Origin of the sequence: Psychrobacter pygoscelis (genome assembly GCF_004335015.1) — a bacterium.
GTDB classification, from domain to species: Bacteria; Pseudomonadota; Gammaproteobacteria; order Pseudomonadales; family Moraxellaceae; genus Psychrobacter; species Psychrobacter pygoscelis.
In genome coordinates this window covers 1,156,862-1,178,028 of the sequence record NZ_RQRU01000001.1, presented here as the reverse complement: position 1 = coordinate 1,178,028, position 21,167 = coordinate 1,156,862, and the positions used below count along the sequence as shown (strand labels likewise).

Below are 21,167 nucleotides of genomic sequence, written 5' to 3'. Positions count from 1 at the left end.
AGTAAAAAGCATGCGGTAAAAGTTATTGGCGAAGCTAAGTCTATTTATAGTTATGCTTATAGGTACGCGGATAATGTGCAGCGCGCCATCGTCACTTACTTGAATAACAACTTAGCACCAGTCGCTGATAAAATGATAAAAACTATGGAATAAGGTAGACGATAGGAACAGTCACCCTACCATTAACAGGTTTGCCATCTTGCATAAAAGGATAAAATTTTACCTTTTTAAACTCCCTTAGCGTATATCTATCCAGCGCTTCATGACCTGAAGAAGATTGTATCGTGATGTCAGTCACCTCTCCTTGTTTGTTCACGCTCAATCTTACAGTGACTTTTAAGGTTGCTCTAGATACTCCATCTGTACTTAAAGTCCTGAGCAATCTTTGCGGAAGCTCAGGGTTAGGCGCTCGCCTAAATCTAGCTTCTGAGCTGCTCTTTATGACAATGTCTTTTGGTTCTCGCGTAGCCTCTTGATATTCTTGCTCTTGTTGCGCTCGTTCTTGCTCCAATGCTCGCCGCTTTAACTGCTCATAGGTATCATAAGGGTAGGGTCGGTTCGGGCGGGCGGGATAATAGTCAGTATTGTCATAGATTGGTGTCTCTTTTACTGCATTACCGGCTGAATTTGACTCATTATCTTGTACTAGATTATCCTCTACTTCAGCTATTTGAGCGGAGTGTACCTGAACATAGCTGCTCTGATTTGATGTTGAAGATGATGGGCGGTAAAAGATACTTAAGGCCGCGCACAATATAATAACGATACTAATGAGCGCAGCTGGATAATGAGTTATCAGCGCAATCGGGACTCGAAAGATAATATTGCGTGGTGTCGGCTGAATGCCTTTTGCTATCGCTAAAGGAGCCGGACTAAAGGGGTGCAGTGATTTTGATTTGGCACGGCTGCTAAGCCAAGAGCGATGCTGCGTCTGACTAGGCGGAGTATTATTACCATAACTGCGTTTTTGATAGCGCGAGGTTTGTTGTTTTACCGAACTCTGATGGGCCTTAGCACGCTGATGTGATGAACTGCGAGTCTGGTTAATACTATTGCTTTTATTAGTAGCGGTCGACGTAGAGGCTTTAGGCGGTTTAGCTTTAGACGATTGCTGACGTTGTCGTGATTGATAATTATTAATCCCTGCTATCAGTCGTAAGAGTGCCTTTGATAATGCCGTAATCCAACCAGTGCAGGTGCTAACAATAGATGACTGTGAAGATAAGGCGCTTAAAGAGAAAGCGGCAGTAGCTCGACCCTTAATTGGCTTAACAGACTTGACAGGCGGCGGCGTAAGGCCATGTGAGTGCTGCTGGATATGCTGAGATAAGGTTTCTTGCCAGAGCGTGGCTGATGCCCGATAATCGGTTCGATTATCAAAGGAGGTCCTAAATAGCTGCTGAATATCATCGTGCAATAGATTGAATCGGTTATGCGGCGCTGGTAAGGCGCTAAGATGGCGCTGGCCTTGACCATGAACGAATAAGTTTTGTTGAATCTTGTCGCCTAGACTATTTAGCTGCTCAAAAGGCGGCGCAAAGGTCGCCATATAAGGATGAATGCCGAACAGTATCTGATAGAGGATAACAGCGAGGGAGAATTCATCCCAACTCTTATTAACCAACGTGTCTTTTACCGTGATGTTCGCGCCCTCAGGCGGCGTGTACTCTAGGGTGTTAACCCGTCCATAGTGTGGCTCCCCCGACTCATCAGCACGAATCTGTAGGGAGTCTAAGTCCACCAAAGCGACCTTGCCATCCGCGGTAAACATAATATTCTGTGGTTTAAAGTCAACAATAGCGTAATTGGTATCTTGATGAAGGAGCTGAACGCTAGTACACAGATTGACACAGATATTGAGACGCTTATGAGCGCTCTCTTCGCTTTGATCGAAGTAAGGTTGCCACTGAGCTCCTAGGCGCTTGTTGGTTAGATTCGACAGCAGGTACAGCTCCTGGCTATTGGTATAAGCCAGCGGCATGACATAGCCGACAAATTCGCTAAAGCCTGCATCATATGCGAGGGCGACGGGCCAACACAGCTTACCATTCGCGTAGTGGAGCGGCTCAGGCGGATGATCAACCATAAACTGTAGCTTGGCTTCTTTGGCCGCAGTTCTGTACTTCTCAACATACTCTTTAATACAGTAGCCTAGCCACTCTTGAGGCGCGGTAATAGGGTAGATGGTCCCTTCACCGCCACGACCAATCGCTGCGCCAACCTCTAAGCGGGTAAGCTCGTCGTGTTGCCAAACATAAAATACAGTCATAACTTAAGGCAGTCAGTTAGAAGGCGCGTTAAGAGGCTGATAGACGGCAAAGACTAAAGTTTTATCGTCACCTTCTTTTTTTAGACTGTCTGCTCCTTGCTGCAAAAACGCTGCAAACCGCGAATTGATAGCTGCACTATCATTGCGATAGTGGTGATGCAGCTGCATTAAGGTTGATTTTACTGGGTCTAAAAACCTAGCAAAAGGTCGATTGGGCCTGATGTATTGCTGCTTAGCGGCATCAAATACCTGACATTCAAACGCGGAAGATTCACAGCCGTCACTCATCAACACCACAGCCTGAATAGGCTGCATGACGGTCGTGGCGCGGATATAGTCATGGTTGTTGCTGCTGGCTTGTCGCGAGGATTGTTGTAGTGCTTGAGTCGTGACAAAGACAGTATAGCCCTCATCATCTTTCCAAGGCTGCATTAAAGCATGCCAGTCACCCGCGGTGTCTTGATAGGCAGCGCGGCCATCACCGATGTGAATGAGGGTAACACCAATAGGCGATAAAATACTGACAATCAATGTGCATCCTAATGCTGCTATGGGGATATCTTGCTGGCTAGCGTAATCGTGCAGCCGAGAATATAAATGCTGATACAGCTGATCGGCCAATTGACTGAGCTGAGAGTCTTTAGGTAATACTGGGGGGAGGAAGGGAGCTTGCCAAAAGACGGGTGGGGCTAGCGAAGCTTTGTTATAGCTAGCATTGATATAGCTTGGTACGACCTTGTAGACACTATTATGAGAGTCGCTGCCTCTTAAGCCGCCTGCGAGGGGAGAAGAGGAAGGGCTAAGGTATGGAGGATGAAAGTCACAGTGCGGATAAAATATCAATTGAGACTGCGCGGATGACTCAAGCTGTGAGCGTAGCCATGATTTAACAAAGCTGAGGGTCTCAGCCACGACGATCTGAGCGCCGATATCAGAGTGACTTTTGGCACCAGCCCCATCTGCCACGACCGCAATCGCCCAGTCGGGATACTCGGCAAGCTGACAGTAGCCATGTCGATCTTGACAAGGCAGACAGTGCTGCTGGTGCGATAGGCCACGAACACTAGCGCCGCTGAGTTGCCAGTGGCCGGTAGCAGGCGCGGTATCTGCTGTGATAAATACCTCAGCGAACTTGGGTTCAGCTGAGCTGGACGTGGTATCGCTAAAAGAAATTGACATAGCCATCACTTTAATTGATTGTTATTTAAACCACTGATTATTTAAACTACTGATCGCTTTAACTAGTTATTGTTTAAGCTACTTATTATTTAAGTTATTACCATTTAAAGCAAAAAGCTAGTGCTTTGATATGCTGTCTACTCTTATGTATTAGCAAATTCTTTATTGTAAATTAAGATAAGCATTTCCTCACACAGAGAGTCCGGACATCCATTTTGGCGCTTCAAGATCGACGGTATCGCCCTCACGAGAGTGTGAAATTTTATCCATACTATTAGATAGCCATTGAAAGAAATCAGAGAAACGAATACCGTCCAGCTGAGCGGCTGGCACTAAGGGCGAGCTTATGCGGTTGAGCGTTCTCATAGCCGATCTATTCACTTTGACACCGATGGCAAAGAAGTGAAAGCTGTTGTCCGCCATACCGCTGTGCACCGTATCGGCGATTCGGGAGATCTCGTTATCGCTATTGGTCGGCATACCATCGGTCATGGGAATAATCCAAGGCCGCTTATAACTGATACCATGCTGACGATAAAATTGCTTACGCTCGTCGACGATCTCAATAGCCGTCTCGATACCGTCCACTAAGTTGGTCATGCCGCCGTGTGCCTTAAGCTTGGGCATCTTCATGTCCTCAACTAGCGCTGGCTCTAGGACGCGCTGCGCCGCATCACCAAAGGTGACGATAGCAATCTCTAAAGCATCAGCAAGTGAGTAGTTTTGACGGATGTCTTCATAAAAGCTTTGCAGCCCGTCGTTTAACGCCTTGATACGCCCTCCACGCATAGAGCCTGAGATATCAAGAACTAGCACGCAAAGACACTTTTCTTGATAGTTACTTGGCGTCTCTATGTTGGCAAATTCTATTTCCATAATCTCTTTTATTCCTTTATTGGTTATTTAAGAAAAGCTAAAAGTTAAAAAAGCCCTTACCGACCTCTAGGTAGCGACCAAGGCTAAGTTATTATTTTTATTTATTATAACTGGATAATTGGTGCAATAATAATTGACTTAAGTTTAACGTTGTCTTACATAGTATTAAATAGTGTATATAGTGAACCGCCAAAGAGTTTTGGTGAGTTATGGATTAAAGGCTGATAGCGCAGTCTCACTATAAGCTGCATTATTTTGGATGCGCTTAAAAGCAATTTGTAAAAGGGCGTATTTGCTATAATATTCACCACTGATATTGCAGGATTGCCCGAATGAATGACGCTAAATCTAATCAAGACCAAAGCTCCCATGAGACCTTGTTTGATACGGTATTTACCACGCCTCTAGACCGCGCCGCACGCTTCTCATTTGATGAGCAGGTGGTGGCTTGCTTCCCTGATATGATCCGCCGTAGCGTGCCAGGCTATGGTCAGGTACTGGCGATGCTACCAATATTCGCCCAGCGTCATTGTCAGTTTGGACAGACCAATGCTGAGGGGCATAGGGTCAGCCGAATTTATGACTTGGGCTGCTCTCTTGGCGGCGCAAGTATGGCGCTTGTGAGTGCGTCGGGTGGCTTTGATGCGAATGATTTGCAAATTAAAGCCGTTGATATCTCACCTGCGATGACCGATAAAGCCAAAGCGCTATTGGCAGATAATTACCCCGAGCATGACATTGAGGTCATTACCGCGGACATTCGCGAGATTGACTTTGCACCGTGTGATATGGTCGTGTTGAATTTAACGTTACAGTTCTTGCCGCCAGAGGACCGCTATCGAGTGTTAGCGAATATCTATGACGCGCTAAATGACGGTGGTATATTGGTATTGACTGAAAAGACCCATTCGGGTGATGAGCAAGACGATGCGTGGCTGGTTGAGCGCTATTATGACTTTAAACGCGCTAATGGCTATAGTGAGCTTGAGATTAGTGGTAAGCGTAATGCTTTAGAAAATGTATTAATCACTGATACCCTAGCTCAGCATCATGAGCGACTAGCGCAGGTGGGCTTTAGCCGAACTCTGACTTGGTTTCAATTTTTGAACTTTGCGTCGATGATTGCGTTTAAGTAATGTGTTTTGATGACTGGCCTTTCAGCTTGGCTCAACTGCGGCTTTTACAAAGTCGCTTTTGAGGGAGACCGATTGATAAGCAGTGAAGGGAACAAGCTAGCAGTGCTATGAGATGATGCCAAAACACAAGCTTTAGTTTTTAACTTCGTTAAGACATCATTATCAGTGAGAGTCTATAGGCTAATATTGTAGTGACTCACAAGCCCTAGTTAGCAACAGCATTGATTATATATCTGACTTTATAGGCGTTAAGAGCTTATAGACACTCAGTCAGTTGATTTTGGCTGACAGTCTTAAGAGTAGTTAGCCGCTCAGCAAGCTTTTTGTCATTATGCTCTTTGGAGCGTAGCCCTGCTTTACTGCCATAATAGCGTACCACTGTAGTATTAGCGTCTTTAGGCTCGAAGGTAATATGCTGCTGTGCTTTTCTGCCCATAAATACATCAATAGAGGCAGTTTGATGGTCTCTATCAAGATTAGAGCTGATAGTGGTGTCTGGGGTTTGGGCCATAGTGGTGACCGTCACTCCATTAGTGGTTACCGTGTTGGGATAAGAGACGCCAGCTTGAGCAACGCATTTATTGTAATAGGCTTTGGTATTGGCATAAGCGTCTAGATAATTTACCGGTAAGACAATATCATTTGACGGTGTGCTAGTGACCAACTTATTCAGACTGTTCTTGGCGCTGGTAGCGCAGCCGCTAACTGTTAACATAGCGGATAAGGCCAAGGCAAGGGTCATATAAGTATTTTTATTAGACATAGCAGGTTACCTTTTAAAGTATTGATGGGTTAGTATTTTAGTCAGTAGGGCGATTTCTAAGTTAATGAGAACACTTTAGGGAACAACACTCTCAAAAGCCACGCTTTTTAGCGATTTGCAATGCAAGAATGGATTGTGTGTTAATATTTCCTCAAGATAATATTTAAATTCAATCTAATAAAATCAATGTCTTATTAAACACTGAAAGTTATTGTTATTACAATAAGTTTATTTATGTTCAGTTAATTTATTGTCTTATAAACAAAGTCAGTAACAGATTGCATGCCTATATAGTCTTCTCGTGCAGCGCACGGATCAGCTACCTAGTCAGCTGCGGCGAAGCTATACACGGTCAGCAAAAAGCCCCCCGCAATCGCACTGCCTAACCCTTAGAATATTTCATTATCGATACAGCTTGACGTAAACCCTGATTGACATTACACCTATTTAACATAGGATTAGCTACCAGCTAATTTTATTCAACGTTAGCCAACATCTGCTCTAACTAATCTATGACTATGACCAATAAAACCATCTATAACGCCGAACGCGCCCTCTATCTTGACCTACTTGAGCGCGTGCATTATCACCCTATCGTTAATGAGTGGCTGGCCGCACTGCCAGAATGGCTAGCGGCAATTAAAGACAAGCAGCGCTATGCCCACGCACCAGCATATCTGGCAGCAGTAGAAAAGCTGCCGCAAATAGATGTGCATAGTGTGGACTTAGATACCGACACGATTACCATTCAGGCTGATTTATCAGAGGCCGAATACAAGCAGATTACGGCTTTGATGAAGCAATTAATGCCATGGCGAAAAGGTCCATTTCAGATTGGTTCAGGTGTTGAGGGTGACCGTCATACAGTATTTATTGATACCGAATGGCATAGCGACTGGAAGTGGCAGCGAATTGCCCCGCACCTTGTTGCAGATCATGGCACGCTTGAGGGGCGCTATGTGTTAGATGTCGGTGGTGGCTCTGGCTACCATGGTTGGCGTATGGCGGGCGCAGGTGCCAAACAGGTCATCATCATCGATCCGTCATGCTTGTTTTATCATCAGTTTATGGCGATTCGCCATTTCGTTGGTGCTGCGGACAACAATAGAACGCACTATATCCCTGTGGGCTTAGAAGCACTGCCTAGGCAAAGTCAGCTTTTTGATGTGGTGTTCTGTATGGGGGTTCTCTATCACCGTCCATCCCCGTTTGAGCATTTACAACAGCTCAAGGGTCAGCTAGTCAAGGGCGGTCAGCTGGTACTTGAGACACTAGTGGTTGAAGGCGATGACACGACTGTCCTCGTGCCACATAACCGCTATGCGAAGATGAATAATGTCTACTTCCTGCCCTCAGTGGCAGCCTTAACGGGCTGGCTTAACAAGGTGGGCTTCACTGAAGTGCGCTGTGTCGATATCGATATCACTAGTGTTGAGGAGCAGCGCGCGACTGAGTGGATGACTTATCAGTCCCTCAGTGACTTCTTAGACCCTAGTGATTCTAGCAAGACGATTGAGGGTTATCCGGCCCCAATGCGCGCGACCCTTATCGCCACTAAGTGAGGGCGGCTTCATAAAGGTAACCCCAAAAGATGAGTGCAAGGACGGTTGGCGCGGAAATTAACAATTGGAAATAATAATCACGACTAATTTAATAATAGTACTAACAAAGAGCTACTATTAAACTAGGCGCCGGTTGATCTTAATAACTATGACCATATAATCTCGGCAAGGAGCGGTGACGGTGAAAGTATTCAAGCGATTAACTATAGCCTTAAGTAGCTTGCTGTCCCTGCCAGCGTTGGCCGCTTATGGCGAGCCCTTTTCAGGTTGGGGCTTCGTGCAGAATGATTGGCAGCTGGTCTGTGACAATACTTTGACTTGCCGCGCCGCGGGCTATGCAGAAGAGACGTCGCCGCCAGCTTCACTACTATTCATTGTCGCTGCGCAAAGGCCTGTAACCACAGCCTATATTAATTATACAGACGAATCTGACGAACCTGATACAGTCGATAAAACAGAGTCAGCTAATAGGCAAAAGCCGCCAGAGCTATGGCTAGACAATAAAAACTATGGCTTTATCAATTATGATACTAATAACCACCGCTATGAGTTAAACGCAGAGCAAATCAAGCAAGTGATCCGCCGTGCGCGCAAGGCGACCAACATAGAGATAAGAGCGGGTGATAAAAGATACCGGATCAGTGATAATGGCTTGGCTGCTGTTCTTCTTAAGCTTGATGAGGTTCAGGGCCGGGTCGGAACCTCGCTAGCGCTAGTGAGTAAAGACAGTCGCAACCGGCAAATTCCTAAAAAAGCGCTGCCTGCTCCGGTGATCCATGCTGCTTATGCGTATCCCATCTCGCAGTATGTCTATCCTAATTATGAAGAAGATGCGACTGGCGCAGAGCGAGCCGTCGCTAACGACCCAAAGCACCTCAGACGTATAAGCAAAAGCCAAAAGGCCTATTGGCAAGATAATATGACAAGCTGGGTCAAGCCGACTTTAGACAGTGAGGATAATCAGTGTGATGTCTTTGACACTGATAATGCCTATTATAATAAAGACCCTAAATGGTTGTTTTTGCCCGTTGATGACCAGCATACCCTAGCCATTCATCCTTGCTGGACAGGCGCTTATAATGAAGGCTTTGGTTACTGGCTGCTCAGTAACGACAGACCCAGTAGCCCCCTGCTGGTCACCACAAGTGGCAGTGATTATGAGAAGGGAGAGATTTGGGCCTCTCACAAAGACCGAGGACTGGGCGACTGCTGGAATACTGCGGCTTGGATTTGGGATGGTAGCCGCTTTGTGAAGTCGGAAGAGTCAACTACAGGTCTGTGCCGAGGCTTTGCTGGTGGTGCCTGGGATTTACCTAGCTATGTCAGTAAGGTCGTAAAAAAAGACGCTGCTAAAAATAACTCAAAGTAGCTTTTATTTAAGTTACTAAAAAATAGCGGCAGATGGTGGTGAATATCTATATAAAAACAGAGTAGCTACTAAGTCACCACTGCCTAGCATTATAAGCACAGCTGCTGACTATTGACCAACAATACTGCGTTGCTATTTTCACTACCGTTGTCAAGACAATGTCATTAAATCGTTATTAAATCAATGATATCAAGGCAATGCTAGCGCCTTAAATAAACCATCTTTCGAATGCCATTTCTATAAGAACTTTAATAATAAAGCCAACAAAACCAGCACCTAAGGCCAAAAACATCCAAAAAGTACCCGCACGGCCTGCGTTGGACTTTCTAGACAAATCCCAAATAATAAAGAATAAGAATGCGATAAAGACGGGCAGTAATACGTACAGCCCCCAGCTAGTGACTGTCTCGGCAGCAATGGCAAACATATAATTTTCCTAATATTAATTAGGCCTAAAACGTTAGGCACTATATGAAGGTATTATAACGTGTCTGTGGTTAAGCGGACACCACAAAAACAGGAACGCTACAGTAGCCATGCTAGGTTTTACTGAAGGCTTTAGGGCAAATTTTTTGCTCATCTCGGGCAGTCGATAGCCAGTTAATTCGCCATAAATGATGCAAATTAGGGCAAACATTGCTATATTGACAAGTTATTTTGTCATTGCTAATTTTTTAGATTATCCGACTTTTAGAGTTGTTACTATTATGTCCCAAGCTCAGATTGATACCCTATTCAAGCTATTTAATGATGCCGCTCAAGCACTGCAAGCAGAGGGCACCTTACCGGCTGACTGGCAAAACAGCAGTCAAATTACGCGCACCAAAGATGCCTCGCATGGCGACTTTGCCAGCAATATTGCCTTAATCGCGGCAAAAGCGGCGAAAATGAATCCACGCGCCTTGGCAGAGAAGATCGTCGCGGCCCTGCCAGACAATGCTGATATCCGCCAAGTAGAAGTCGCTGGACCAGGCTTTATCAATGTGTTTTTAAACAGCGATGCTAAGTTTGCGGTATTAGATGATATCTTCGCTGCAAAAGAGCGCTTTGGTCTTAGCGATGAGTTTGCAGAGCAAAAGGTGCAAGTCGAGTTTGTCTCGGCCAACCCAACTTCGAGCCTGCATGTTGGTCATGGCCGCGGTGCTGCCTTTGGTATGAGTGTGGCAAACTTGCTTGAAGCCGTCGGTTACGACGTGACCCGCGAATATTACGTCAATGACGCAGGTCGGCAAATGGATATCTTGGCGACCAGTACGTACCTACGCTACTTAGAAGCCAATGATGAGGTCATTATCTTTCCGGTCAATGGCTACAAGGGTGATTACGTCCGTGATATTGCTAATACCATCAAGACGCAGCATGCAGATACCTATGTACACCCATTTGCGCAAATAGCCAAAGATGTGCCAGCAGATGCAGTCTATGAGACGGATGCTGAAGGCAAAAAAACGTTGGTCTCTGGCGATAAAGAAGCGCATATTGATGGCCTAATCAATAATGCCAAAGTGACGCTTGGCGAAGCCTATGAGATATTTTTAAATGCGGCATTGAGCAGTATCTTAGAAGACATCAAAGATGACCTAAATGATTTTGGCGTGCGTTTTGAGCAGTGGTTTAGCGAGAAGTCAATTGAGCCTGAGATAGAGCCTGTTCTGCAGATACTAGATGACAAAGGCTATCTATACGAAAAAGATGGCAATATTTGGTTTAGATCTACTGATTTTGGTGATGAAAAAGACCGAGTAGTGCGCCGTGCTAACGGTCAAAGCACTTACTTTGCTTCAGATATCGCTTATCACAAAAATAAGTTTGACCGCGGCTTTGATAAGGTCATTAATGTCTGGGGTGCTGACCATCATGGCTACGTCGCTCGCGTGAGAGCAGCGCTTACAGCGCTGGGCATTGACGCTAATAAACTAGACGTTATCTTGGTTCAGTTCGTGGCGCTTTGGCGTGGTGAGCAAAAGGTACAGATGTCTTCACGCTCGGGTCAATTCGTGACCTTGCGTGAGCTTCGTGAAGAAGTCGGCAACGACGCAGCACGATTCTACTATGTGGCAAGAAAGCCTGAGGTTCACATTGATTTTGACCTTGAGCTGGCCAAGTCGCAGAGTAAAGACAATCTAGTACACTATATTCAGTACGCTCATGCTAGAGTGTGCCGTGTCTTAGAAAAGCTTGAGCAATTTGGCTATAGTGTCGATGATAGCGTAGGTCTTGAGCATCAAGAGCTACTGGTCAATGAGGCTGAAGGCGAGCTATTAAAGCTCCTTGCTGCCTATCCTGCGACGCTGAAACGGGCAGCGACGGGCTATGACCCCCATGTATTGACCAATTATCTAAAAGATTTAGCTGCCTTGTTCCATGGTTGGTATGATACCAGTCGTATCATGCCCGTGAGTCTAACCTCGGGTGAGACTCCTAGTGATGAAGAGCTGGCCTTAATGCAAGCGCGCTTGCGCCTGTCAAAAGCAGTGCGTCAAGTTATCGCCAATGGCCTTAGCTTATTGGGACTCTCAGCACCGTCTAGCATGTAACTGCTAGTGGGGTTAATATAATCAGCATCATGAGCTATATTGGTACGTCAGGCACTATGGACATGATGCTGATTGGGTACATTACTTATTTCACTCGTCATCGACAACATCTGTCCCTATATAGGAGGCAGGTTTTAGATGACGGTTTAATTCAAACCTCATGAAATCTTGATGAAAAGCGCGCCTAATCAGTGCTCAGACTAGTGAGGCGCTCTATAATCATAGTTTAAAATATAGTTAATCAACTAACTGCTTATCTAAACACTGAAAGCTGTCATCCTATCTAAAATTAAATCAAAGGGATTAGCTGGCTTGAAGATAAGCACCGAGAGGGACAGTCATGTTAGCCAAAAAACCAAAAGGTGCAGTTGAAAAGCGCCGCAAGAGTAGCAGTCTTTCAGGCTTTTTATGGATGCTGGTCGGTGCTATTTTGACACTGATGATCTTGGTGGCTTTATATTTGTTCAACTCTTTTGACTTCTTTAGTCCAGTGGGTGGCTCAGAGACAACAACCGCTGAGCGTCAGGTTCAGCCCAAAGTTGAGACAGATACTGATAATGGCGACTATGAGTTTTATGATGTGTTGCCCAATCAAGAGATGGCAACCATCCCTGATGAGTCTGTGGCTATTGATGATGAGGGTATCGAGACAGTGCCCAATACTTTTGAGCCAGATGCAGTTGTTACGCAGCCAAGAGTAGAGCCGCGAGCGGATAGTAATAGCAATTTAAGCATTCAAGAGCAGACGACGCTCAGTCCACAAGCTGACGGCGTACAAAGTGGCGCGGATGATAATCAGATCGTTGTGGTAGAAGAAGACACCACTTATGATGGTGATGATAATGTGCCAGCTGCCACGACCAATAATAGCTCAGCGACCGCTTCAATCTCTGCAGCTACTCCAGACAGTGCGGGTACCAGGACTTATATCTTACAGATTAATAGCTTTGGTAGTGCCGATGAGGCCGACCGCCGCCGCGCGCAAGTGCTAATGGCAGGCGTGGATGCTAATGTGGTGAAAAAAATGACGGGCAATGGTCAGCCGCTCTATCAGGTTATCTCGCGTCCCATGAGCAATCGTCAAGCGGTCATTAGTGCCCAGCAGCGTTTACAGAATAATGGTATCGACTCGCTCATCGTTGAGCAGCGCCGCTAAATAATAGCTGCCAAAAGTTGGCAAATTTAAATATTAAAATATATGATAAGCGTCTAGTGATAGACGCTTTTTTTGTGGCTATGTTTGAGCTCTATAGTCATATGTTACATAAAAACCGAAGATTAACCATTAAGGGATTAAGATGACAAGCAGCACGCAGATGGCCCAGCAAGGTCGGCTTAAAAGCTTCTTTCAGACCTATTTTATTGATGCCTTTACCGGTATGGCGCTAGGGTTGTTTGTGACCTTAATAGCCGGTCTTATTATCTCACAGATAGGACAATGGCTTGATTTGCCGGTACTTATGAGTATCGGTAAGCTGGCGAGTATTCTAATGGGAGCTGGGATTGGCGTTGGTATTGCCTACTATCTTAAAGCGCCGACGCTAGTCATGCTCAGCTGCTTGGTCGCTGGTATGCTAGGCGCGCATTCTGAAGCCTTAATGGCAGGAACATTGTTTACGCCGCAGGTGGGCGCTGCGCCGACATTTTTGGCGCTACCTGGCAATCCGATAGGCGCTTATCTAACGTCGGTATTTGCCTATCGCGTCGGTGTCCTTATCGCTGGTCGTACCAAGCTAGATATCCTATTGATACCCTTGGTGGTCTGCGGCGTTGCTCTTGCCGTGTGCGCCACTTTAAATCCGCCAGTCGTCGCTGCAGTAAATGCCATCGGTCAAGGTATCCATGCTGCCACTGAGCTACAACCTTTCTTTATGGGGATTGTCATTGCTGTCGTCGTCGGAATCTTATTAACCATGCCCACATCTAGTGCGGCTATTTGTATAGCGATTGGTCTCGGTGGTCTGGCGGGAGGCGCGGCGGTGGTCGGCTGCGCAGCACATATGGTCGGCTTTGCCGTCGCCAGTTATAGGGACAATGGTGTGAGTGGACTGGTGTCACAGGGGATTGGTACCAGTATGCTTCAGATTCCTAATGTCCTCAAAAAGCCAATTATCCTACTGCCAGCAGTGGTTGCCAGTGCGGTCGCAGGCCCTATTGCTACCAGCGTATTTGCTCTGCATTGTACGGCGACAGGAGCAGGCATGGGCACAGCAGGGTTGGTCGGGGTATTTGGCGTATTAGAGGCCTCAGCTAGTCTGATGAGCCCGGGCCGGTTATGGTTAGCGATTGTTCTCTTAATGTTGGTACTACCTGCCATTATCGCTTGGCTCGTCGCCACGCTAATGCGAAAAGCTGGTTGGCTTGAGCCAGGAGATATGACACTACCTTAGTAATAGGATAACAGGATCAGGATAATAGGCTGGGGTTGCTCTATTGTTCAGGCAGCGCGCTGATCGGGAATTCTATGCTAATTGACTAGCTATTTAACTACTGAATAATACGACCTAACTTAGCAGCTTGGTTCATGAGCCGCTGATAGTGACTCGTGAGTAGCCGCTGAACCACATCAACCACTTTGGCATCGCTGCCGATAAGACAGCGCCTAGCATCATTGACCACTGCGGATAAGATAATCATAGCGGCTTCATTCGCATCAAAGCGTAGTACTTTATTGAAGCTGCTGATGGTGCTCTCACCTCGCGCCATGCCTAGCGAGCGAATACTATCATTGCCTCGAGCGCTATTAGCAATATTGGTCTTAATGCCGCTAGGGTACACACAAGTTGCCGAAACGCCACATTTTTGTAGCTCAAGTTCTTGACGTAGACTCTAAGTAAGGCCGCGACCTGCTCAGCAAAATACAATCTTAGCTCTGGCTGGTAACGTCGACTTAGTCAGCTGTGCTAATCGTTGCAGAGGTGCAGGTAAAGAGAAAAAAGTCATAATGCCCTTCCTTGGTGTTGATAGATCGATTAACAAGTCAAAAGTATAACGAATAAACGACCCTGATATGACAGTCTTATGAAAATTTAGCAAACAATAATCTATAAATTATCAGCATCTAATTAAATTATCTTTGTAACTAATTTGTATAACAGCCCATTAGGGCAATAAAAAAGGCAGTATCCAAACTATTGGATACTGCCTTGTGCTTGTATGAAGATGAGCTAAGTAGATACTAACTCAATCTAAAATCAGCGATTAAGCAATCTTAGGGGTAGCACCTTCATTGATTACGGTATCGTCTACTAACACGGTCTTGACATCCTTCATGGACGGCAGCTCATACATGGTCTCAAGTAGAGCATTTTCGACGATAGAGCGCAGACCACGGGCACCGGTTTTTCGCTCCATTGCTTTCTTAGCGATAGCGTCTAGAGCTTCGTCCGTGAAGGATATTTTCGCGCCTTCCATATCGAATAAGTACTCATACTGCTTGACCAAAGCATTTTTTGGTTGAGTCAATATTTGTACGAGGGCGTCTTCGTCCAACTCTTCTAAAGTAGCGATAACTGGTAAGCGACCAATGAGCTCAGGGATTAGACCGAATTTGATTAAATCTTCTGGCTCGACCTCTTTAAACAGCTCAGAGACTTGGCGACGATCTTCTTTAGAGCGCACGTCGGCGTTGAAGCCGATACCGGTCTTTTCAGTACGCTGCTGAATCACTTTATCAAGTCCGGCAAATGCACCACCGACGATGACTAAGATATTGCTGGTATCGACTTGGATGAGCTCTTGCTGCGGATGCTTGCGACCACCGTGCGGTGGAATAGCGGCGACTGTACCTTCAATAAGCTTAAGCAAAGCCTGCTGAACGCCTTCACCTGAGACATCACGAGTGATTGATAAGTTCTCACCCTTTTTACTGATTTTATCAATCTCATCGATATAGATGATGCCTTGTTCTGCCTTACTTACGTCATAATCTGATGCTTGCAATAGCTTCTGAACGATATTTTCGACATCTTCACCCACATAGCCGGCTTCAGTGAGAGTCGTTGCATCAGCCATCGCAAATGGCACATCAAGTAAGCGAGCTAAGGTCTGAGCCAATAGCGTCTTACCAGAACCGGTAGGACCGATAAGCAAGATATTACTCTTTGACAGCTCGATCATGGCATCATCAGCACCAATCTTGGCTTGCTTCTTATCTTGGGCCATTTGCTGACTGACTTTAAGGCGTTTGTAGTGATTATAGACAGCGACTGATAGGGCTTTTTTGGCCGAATCCTGACCGATAACATAGTCATCAAGATGGGCGCGTAGCTCTTTAGGGGTCGGTAGCTTTTTATTGACCCACGAGGTATCAATATCATCGTCTAAGTTGTCGGCTGTGTCGCTACCATCAGCGATGAGGTCCGTACATAGCTCAATACATTCATTACAAATATTGGCGTTATCAGCGGCGATGAGCTGCTGGACATCGTCTTTCGATTTACCGCAGAACGAGCACTGCGGGGTGGTATCTTTTGCCATAAAGGCGCTCCTAAAATTTGTTCAGCTGGCGAAAATGTATGCGAAGACTAATCGCTTATGCGCTAAAAGATGCCTCAGCGTTTTGAGGCATCTGCGAAATATTAAATAGTCCTTATCGTCTCCATAGGACGCGGCCCTACATCTCTTGCGGACGGCGATTTAGTACTTCATCGACTAAGCCATATTCTTTGGCTTCTTCAGCGTCTAACCAAAAATCGCGCTCGACGTCTTTTTCGATTTTCTCTAGTGGTTGACCAGTACGCTCGGCCAAGATTCGATTTAGACGGTCACGAATTTTTAGGATCTCGCGAGCGTTAATCTCGATATCTGTGGCTTGACCTTGCGCGCCGCCTGAGGGCTGATGGATCATCACGCGAGAGTTGGCAAGGGCATAGCGTTTGCCTTTTTCGCCTGCTGCGAGCAAGAATGAGCCCATGCTATAAGCGCCGCCCATACAGATGGTTGATACTTCGGGCTTAATGAAGTTCATGGTATCAAAGATAGCCAGGCCAGCACTGACTGATCCACCTGGCGAGTTGATGTAGAGATGGATATCTTTTTCAGGGTTTTCCGCTTCCAAAAATAGCATCTGCGCCACGATGAGATTGGCCATGTGATCTTCTACTTGACCGGTCAAAAAGATGACACGTTCACGCAGTAGGCGTGAGAAGATATCAAAAGAGCGTTCGCCGCGAGCCGATTGTTCAACCACCATCGGTACCAGCGCACTTCTTGGCGCTTGGCTGGCAGATTGATGAGCGCTCATGAGCAAATCAAAATGAGGGTTGGCTTTAATGTGGTCAATATTGGACATAGACTGAGTTCCTATTGCTATAGTTATAAGTGTCAAAATAAATAAGGTGGGTGACGAATAAAATGGCTTGCTTGACAATAAGGCCGTTAGTAAGTCTTTATTTATACCCTATCAATAAGCTTAAATCAGCAGAGTTAAAATAACCATCGAATACTTGTCTTAATAGGGGGGTAGTTACTGATTATCAAGTGCTAATACCCAATGTCAAAAATAAGCTGACTTTTTTAGACGGGCTGTACCTATCTGTGGCTCGCGAGCAAGTTCACCTGCCGGCTTACCATAGACGTCAACAAGGACAAAAGATAACTGCCGACCTATAAAAATGCCCCAACGTTATCGTTGAGGCATCTACTTGCTGCTCCTACCAAAGTATCTTTGGACACTTAGTAGACTTAGACGGTAAGTAACCTTGATCAGTAGCTTTAATTTAAATATAAATTATTTAAATATAAATCCCTACATTAACTTTAAAACATAAGAGTTGCAGCTATAGCCATTTAGATAATGGTATTAAGGTCATCTGATTAAGGCTAAACCTGCAAAGCTAATGTATTAGATTTAGGTTACAAGCCTCTTTACATAGCAGCTTGTTGCTGAGCGGCAAGCAGGTCTTTATAGCTGACTTCTTTGTCAGAGACCTTGGCTTGAGACAGTAAGTAGTCGACCACTTGGTCTTCTAGTACTACAGATTCGATATTAGCACGTTGCTGCTGATCGTTAGTGTAGTAATCGATAACTTCTTGTGGATCTTCGTAGTTTTCAGCCGCTTCACGGATGAAGGTCTCAACACGGTCTTGATCTACTTCTAGCTTTTGCTCTTCGATAACACGGGCGACGATGATACCTAGACGGGCAGCACGCAATGCCTGCTCTTCAAATAGCTCATCAGGCAGCATGTCTTTGTTGAAGTTCTCAGGGTTAGCGCCGAACTGCTGGGCGAAACGCTGCATCATCAAGTTGCGCTGACGCTCAATCTCTTGATCTAGCATCGCTTGCGGTACGTCAAATTCGTTTTTCTCAAGTAGCGCATCAAAAGTCGCTTGCTTCACTTGGCTACGCGCTGCATTTTTGATTTCGCGTTCCATGTTTTTGCGCACGTCTTTTTTGAGCTGCTCTAGGCCGCCTTCAGTCACGCCAAATTGCTCGAAGAATTCTTCATTTAGCTCAGGAAGCTTAGATTCTTCAACTTTTTTGACATTGATTTTGAACTGTGCTTCTTTGCCCGCAAGCTCTTCAGCTTGATAGTCCTCGGGGAAAGTCACATCGATGGTTTTTTCTTCACCTGCTTTAAGACCTTTGATACCATCTTCAAAGCCTGGGATCATCTGGCCGCTACCGATGACCAATTTGAAGTCTTCTGCGCTGCCGCCGTCGAATTTTTCGCCATCAATTGAGCCTTCAAAGTCAAAGGTAACCTGATCGCCCTCATCCGCTGCACCGTCTTTGTCTGTGAACTCTTGACGCTGCTTTTGTAGGTTTTCGATCATGGTATCGACGTCTTCGTCGCTGACGGTCGCTGATTGACGCTCAACTTCGATTTCGCTTGCACCCTGAACTTCGATTTCTGGGAAGATCTCGACAGTAGCTTGATAGACCAAGAAGTCGTCTTCTAACTTAACGTCATCGATGTTAGGCATGCCTACAGCGCGTACGTCTTCAGATTTGATAGCCTCAAAGACCGTATCACGGATCACATCGTTGATTACTTCTTGCTGGATGCCCGCGCCATACTGAGCACGGATGTGTGACATAGGGACTTTGCCTTTACGGAAGCCATCAATCTTAGCCGTCTTAGCGACTTGACGAATACGACCGTCGACTTTGTTTTGAATCTTTTCAACAGGTACCTTAACGGTAAGTTGAGTTTGATTGTCTGCCACTTTATTGGTAGTAACTTGTAGATCTGTTGCCATGTTAAATACACCTTTGGGTTAATTGGAGGGCAATCGGTCTTTACAATATAGGTGGTGATGACTGCCGATTGCACTATCTCAATGAATAAATAAAAGATAAAAACGGTTATAACGATTCAATCGGAACCGTAAAACTGGTCGTGCTGTAAAATTTTAAAAGTAGAATAGTATAGTCTATCTCATTATCAAAGTAAAAGTTATCTAGGCAGCTCAATCAGGTGCGTATCGACCATATAGATTAAAGCTGTATTTAATAACCGCATTTAGTAACCACAGTTGCATGACTTTTCTTAGCGAGTTAAGCGTATTAGAAATTATCCAGCTGTTTTAGTAAAGATTCAATGGCTTGACCGCGATGGCTTAAGCGGTTTTTGACAGCACTATCTAGCTGCGCTGCACTTAGTGCCAAGTCTGGTACCAAAAATAGCGGATCATATCCAAAGCCATGCGCACCGCGGGGCACTTCTAATATCTCACCGTGCCATAACCCTTGCGCTATTATCGGTAGCGGGTCATCAGCATGACGCACCAATGCTAGCACACAAACAAACTGACCAGCGATAGGCGCACGAGGATTAAGCTCACGTATGGGGGATAAGTCAGCGATTAACTTCGCATTATTCTTACTATCATTACCGTGCTCACCGGCGTAGCGCGCTGAGAATATCCCAGGAGCATTGCCTAAAGCAGGGACACAAAGCCCTGAGTCATCAGCGATAGCGGGTAGGCCACTACTACGGCTGGCGTGCCGCGCCTTGATGATGGCATTTTCTACAAAGCTCAAGCCATCTTCAACCGCATCTTCGATACCTAGCTCGCCTTGCGGCACTATATCTACGTTTAGATTGGCATCTGCAAACAATCGCTGAAACTCTCTAAGCTTGCCTTTATTGTTACTCGCTAATACCCAGCGCTGCGGGTTGTGAGTAGTGCTGTTTGCAGCATCGCTAGCGTCATTAATTCTAGAAGCACTGGTGAAAGAAGGACTAGCAGAAGGTTCGATAGTAGTGTTGGACTGCATTGTTATGACACCTCGTTGTATTTTGGTTGTATCAAAGTGGGGTTAATCCTCTGCGCTATACGCTCATCGCTAAGGTCACTGACGCCTAACAGCTGAAAAATTCTTTAATATAATAAGTGAAAATATAGTCTGTGAATAACGCCATCATTTGTATAACATTCAGTAACGGTTATTACGTCGTCTCCTTGTTATACTGCAGCGCAAGTCTTTAAGATACTTACTAATTTTAGTATAATGCGTTGACCCAATTAGGGCGCAGCACTGTAGGAATTAGTAAGATAATAAGAGACCATTATAGTTAGGGCGACCCTAATTCGATGTTGGTTTCACTATATTTTTAATAACAATTCAGCCATTTTAGCTAGCCGCTTATGGCTCTAATGACGGTAGGTAATAAATCGTTCTAGAGTCTATAGATATTGCTTTTATGACGTGAAGTAGCGTCATGAAAGATAGCAATAACTTATAGTAATAAGCGACGCTAAATCAGCCAAGGATACAAGAATATGTCAAATATTACTCTACCAGATCTTCCTTATGCAAAAGGTGCTTTAGAGCCGCACATCAGTGCTGAGACTCTTGAGTTTCACCATGATAAACACCACGCTGCTTATGTGAACAAGCTAAACGAATTGCTACCAGGATCAGGCCTTGAAGATAAGACCCTTCCTGAAATCATCAAAGCCACTGCTGAAGATGACAGTAAGCAAACCATGTTTAACCAAGCGGCGCAAGTTTGGAACCACACTTTTTACTGGAACTGCATGACGCCAGAAAATGGTGGCGGCGCACCAACAGGTGATCTTCAAGCTAAAATTGACGAAGACTTCGGCTCTTACGATAAGTTCCGTGAAGAGTTCAAAAATGCAGCAACCTCTCAGTTCGGTTCAGGCTGGGCTTGGCTAGTAGCAGACTCTGAAGGTGGTAAGCTATCTATCATGAAGACTGCTAACGCAGATACGCCACTAGCGCACGGTAAAGTTGCTGTGTTGACTTGTGATGTATGGGAGCACGCTTACTATATCGACTATCGTAACCGTCGCCCAGACTACGTAGACACTTTCCTAGACAAGCTAGTGAACTGGGACTACGCTAACGCTAAGTACAAAGGACAAGACGCTGGCGTTGAAGAGTAATTGATAGCTTTTTAACCTCGCGTTAGATGATAAGAAAGGGTGCCTAAGGCATCCTTTTTTTTGTGCCTGCTTTTTTAAGCTTCAGGTAGCCAGCATCAGTTATAGGATGCGTA

General features: G+C 45.4%; 17 protein-coding genes. 7 read left to right on the top strand and 10 right to left on the bottom strand.

The window, feature by feature from the left end; translation table 11 throughout:
* Positions 1-142: 142 nt before the first annotated feature.
* The 3 genes from EGV92_RS04635 to EGV92_RS04625 all read right to left on the bottom strand — a co-directional run bounded on the left by EGV92_RS04635 (position 143) and on the right by EGV92_RS04625 (position 4,324).
* A complete protein-coding gene (locus tag EGV92_RS04635) occupies positions 143-2,269 on the bottom strand; it encodes a TonB family protein (protein ID WP_131668009.1) in 2,127 nt (708 codons plus the stop codon).
* 12 nt (positions 2,270-2,281) lie between these two features.
* Positions 2,282-3,448, bottom strand: a complete 1,167-nt coding sequence (locus EGV92_RS04630) for a PP2C family serine/threonine-protein phosphatase (protein ID WP_165525561.1) — start codon at positions 3,446-3,448, stop codon at positions 2,282-2,284.
* Positions 3,449-3,637: 189 nt separating this feature from the next.
* A complete protein-coding gene (locus EGV92_RS04625) occupies positions 3,638-4,324 on the bottom strand; it encodes a vWA domain-containing protein (protein WP_131668007.1) in 687 nt (228 codons plus the stop codon).
* A 332-nt stretch (positions 4,325-4,656) separates the two neighbouring features.
* Between EGV92_RS04625 and cmoA the strand changes: the two genes are divergently transcribed.
* Complete coding sequence (gene cmoA, locus EGV92_RS04620; protein ID WP_131668006.1) at positions 4,657-5,460, top strand: carboxy-S-adenosyl-L-methionine synthase CmoA; 804 nt, start codon at positions 4,657-4,659, stop codon at positions 5,458-5,460.
* A 256-nt stretch (positions 5,461-5,716) separates the two neighbouring features.
* Here cmoA and EGV92_RS04615 read toward each other — a convergent pair whose 3' ends face one another.
* Complete coding sequence (locus tag EGV92_RS04615) at positions 5,717-6,223, bottom strand: hypothetical protein (RefSeq protein WP_131668005.1); 507 nt, start codon at positions 6,221-6,223, stop codon at positions 5,717-5,719.
* Between the two features lie 518 nt (positions 6,224-6,741).
* Between EGV92_RS04615 and cmoB the strand changes: the two genes are divergently transcribed.
* On the top strand, positions 6,742-7,785 hold the full coding sequence (cmoB, locus tag EGV92_RS04610; protein ID WP_131668004.1) for a tRNA 5-methoxyuridine(34)/uridine 5-oxyacetic acid(34) synthase CmoB: 1,044 nt from the start codon (positions 6,742-6,744) through the stop codon (positions 7,783-7,785).
* A gap of 181 nt (positions 7,786-7,966) precedes the next feature.
* On the top strand, positions 7,967-9,154 hold the full coding sequence (locus EGV92_RS04605) for a DUF1176 domain-containing protein (protein WP_165525560.1): 1,188 nt from the start codon (positions 7,967-7,969) through the stop codon (positions 9,152-9,154).
* Positions 9,155-9,362: 208 nt separating this feature from the next.
* On the opposite strand, the gene EGV92_RS04600 is transcribed toward EGV92_RS04605, so the two are convergent.
* Positions 9,363-9,581, bottom strand: coding sequence for a DUF2788 domain-containing protein (locus EGV92_RS04600; RefSeq protein WP_131668002.1), 219 nt, complete (start codon positions 9,579-9,581; stop codon positions 9,363-9,365).
* A gap of 280 nt (positions 9,582-9,861) precedes the next feature.
* Between EGV92_RS04600 and argS the strand changes: the two genes are divergently transcribed.
* The 3 genes from argS (at position 9,862) to EGV92_RS04585 (ending at position 14,081) form a co-directional block, all read left to right on the top strand.
* Complete coding sequence (gene argS, locus EGV92_RS04595) at positions 9,862-11,691, top strand: arginine--tRNA ligase (RefSeq protein ID WP_131668001.1); 1,830 nt, start codon at positions 9,862-9,864, stop codon at positions 11,689-11,691.
* Between the two features lie 340 nt (positions 11,692-12,031).
* Entirely contained in the window at positions 12,032-12,847 is an 816-nt protein-coding gene (locus EGV92_RS04590; RefSeq protein ID WP_131668000.1) for an SPOR domain-containing protein, read from the top strand.
* A 142-nt stretch (positions 12,848-12,989) separates the two neighbouring features.
* Positions 12,990-14,081 (top strand): PTS sugar transporter subunit IIC, encoded by a 1,092-nt coding sequence (locus EGV92_RS04585; RefSeq protein WP_131667999.1) that lies wholly within the window; start codon positions 12,990-12,992, stop codon positions 14,079-14,081.
* A 97-nt stretch (positions 14,082-14,178) separates the two neighbouring features.
* On the opposite strand, the gene EGV92_RS04580 is transcribed toward EGV92_RS04585, so the two are convergent.
* The 5 genes from EGV92_RS04580 to rdgB form a co-directional block, all read right to left on the bottom strand.
* Positions 14,179-14,469: a hypothetical protein gene (locus EGV92_RS04580; RefSeq protein ID WP_131667998.1), complete on the bottom strand. Its 291-nt coding sequence runs from the start codon at positions 14,467-14,469 to the stop codon at positions 14,179-14,181.
* Between the two features lie 423 nt (positions 14,470-14,892).
* Positions 14,893-16,170 carry an ATP-dependent protease ATP-binding subunit ClpX gene (gene clpX, locus EGV92_RS04575; RefSeq protein WP_131667997.1) on the bottom strand — a complete coding sequence of 426 codons (1,278 nt, stop codon included), beginning with the start codon at positions 16,168-16,170 and terminating at the stop codon, positions 14,893-14,895.
* 136 nt (positions 16,171-16,306) lie between these two features.
* A complete protein-coding gene (clpP, locus tag EGV92_RS04570; protein ID WP_165525565.1) occupies positions 16,307-16,936 on the bottom strand; it encodes an ATP-dependent Clp endopeptidase proteolytic subunit ClpP in 630 nt (209 codons plus the stop codon).
* Between the two features lie 623 nt (positions 16,937-17,559).
* On the bottom strand, positions 17,560-18,897 hold the full coding sequence (gene tig, locus EGV92_RS04565; RefSeq protein WP_131667995.1) for a trigger factor: 1,338 nt from the start codon (positions 18,895-18,897) through the stop codon (positions 17,560-17,562).
* A 307-nt stretch (positions 18,898-19,204) separates the two neighbouring features.
* The gene (gene rdgB, locus EGV92_RS04560) at positions 19,205-19,918 is read right to left on the bottom strand and encodes an RdgB/HAM1 family non-canonical purine NTP pyrophosphatase (RefSeq protein ID WP_131667994.1); all 714 of its coding nucleotides are present in this window, start codon (positions 19,916-19,918) and stop codon (positions 19,205-19,207) included.
* 506 nt (positions 19,919-20,424) lie between these two features.
* On the opposite strand from rdgB, the gene EGV92_RS04555 reads away from it, so the two are divergent.
* Complete coding sequence (locus tag EGV92_RS04555) at positions 20,425-21,054, top strand: superoxide dismutase (protein ID WP_131667993.1); 630 nt, start codon at positions 20,425-20,427, stop codon at positions 21,052-21,054.
* The last annotated feature ends 113 nt before the right edge of the window (positions 21,055-21,167 follow it).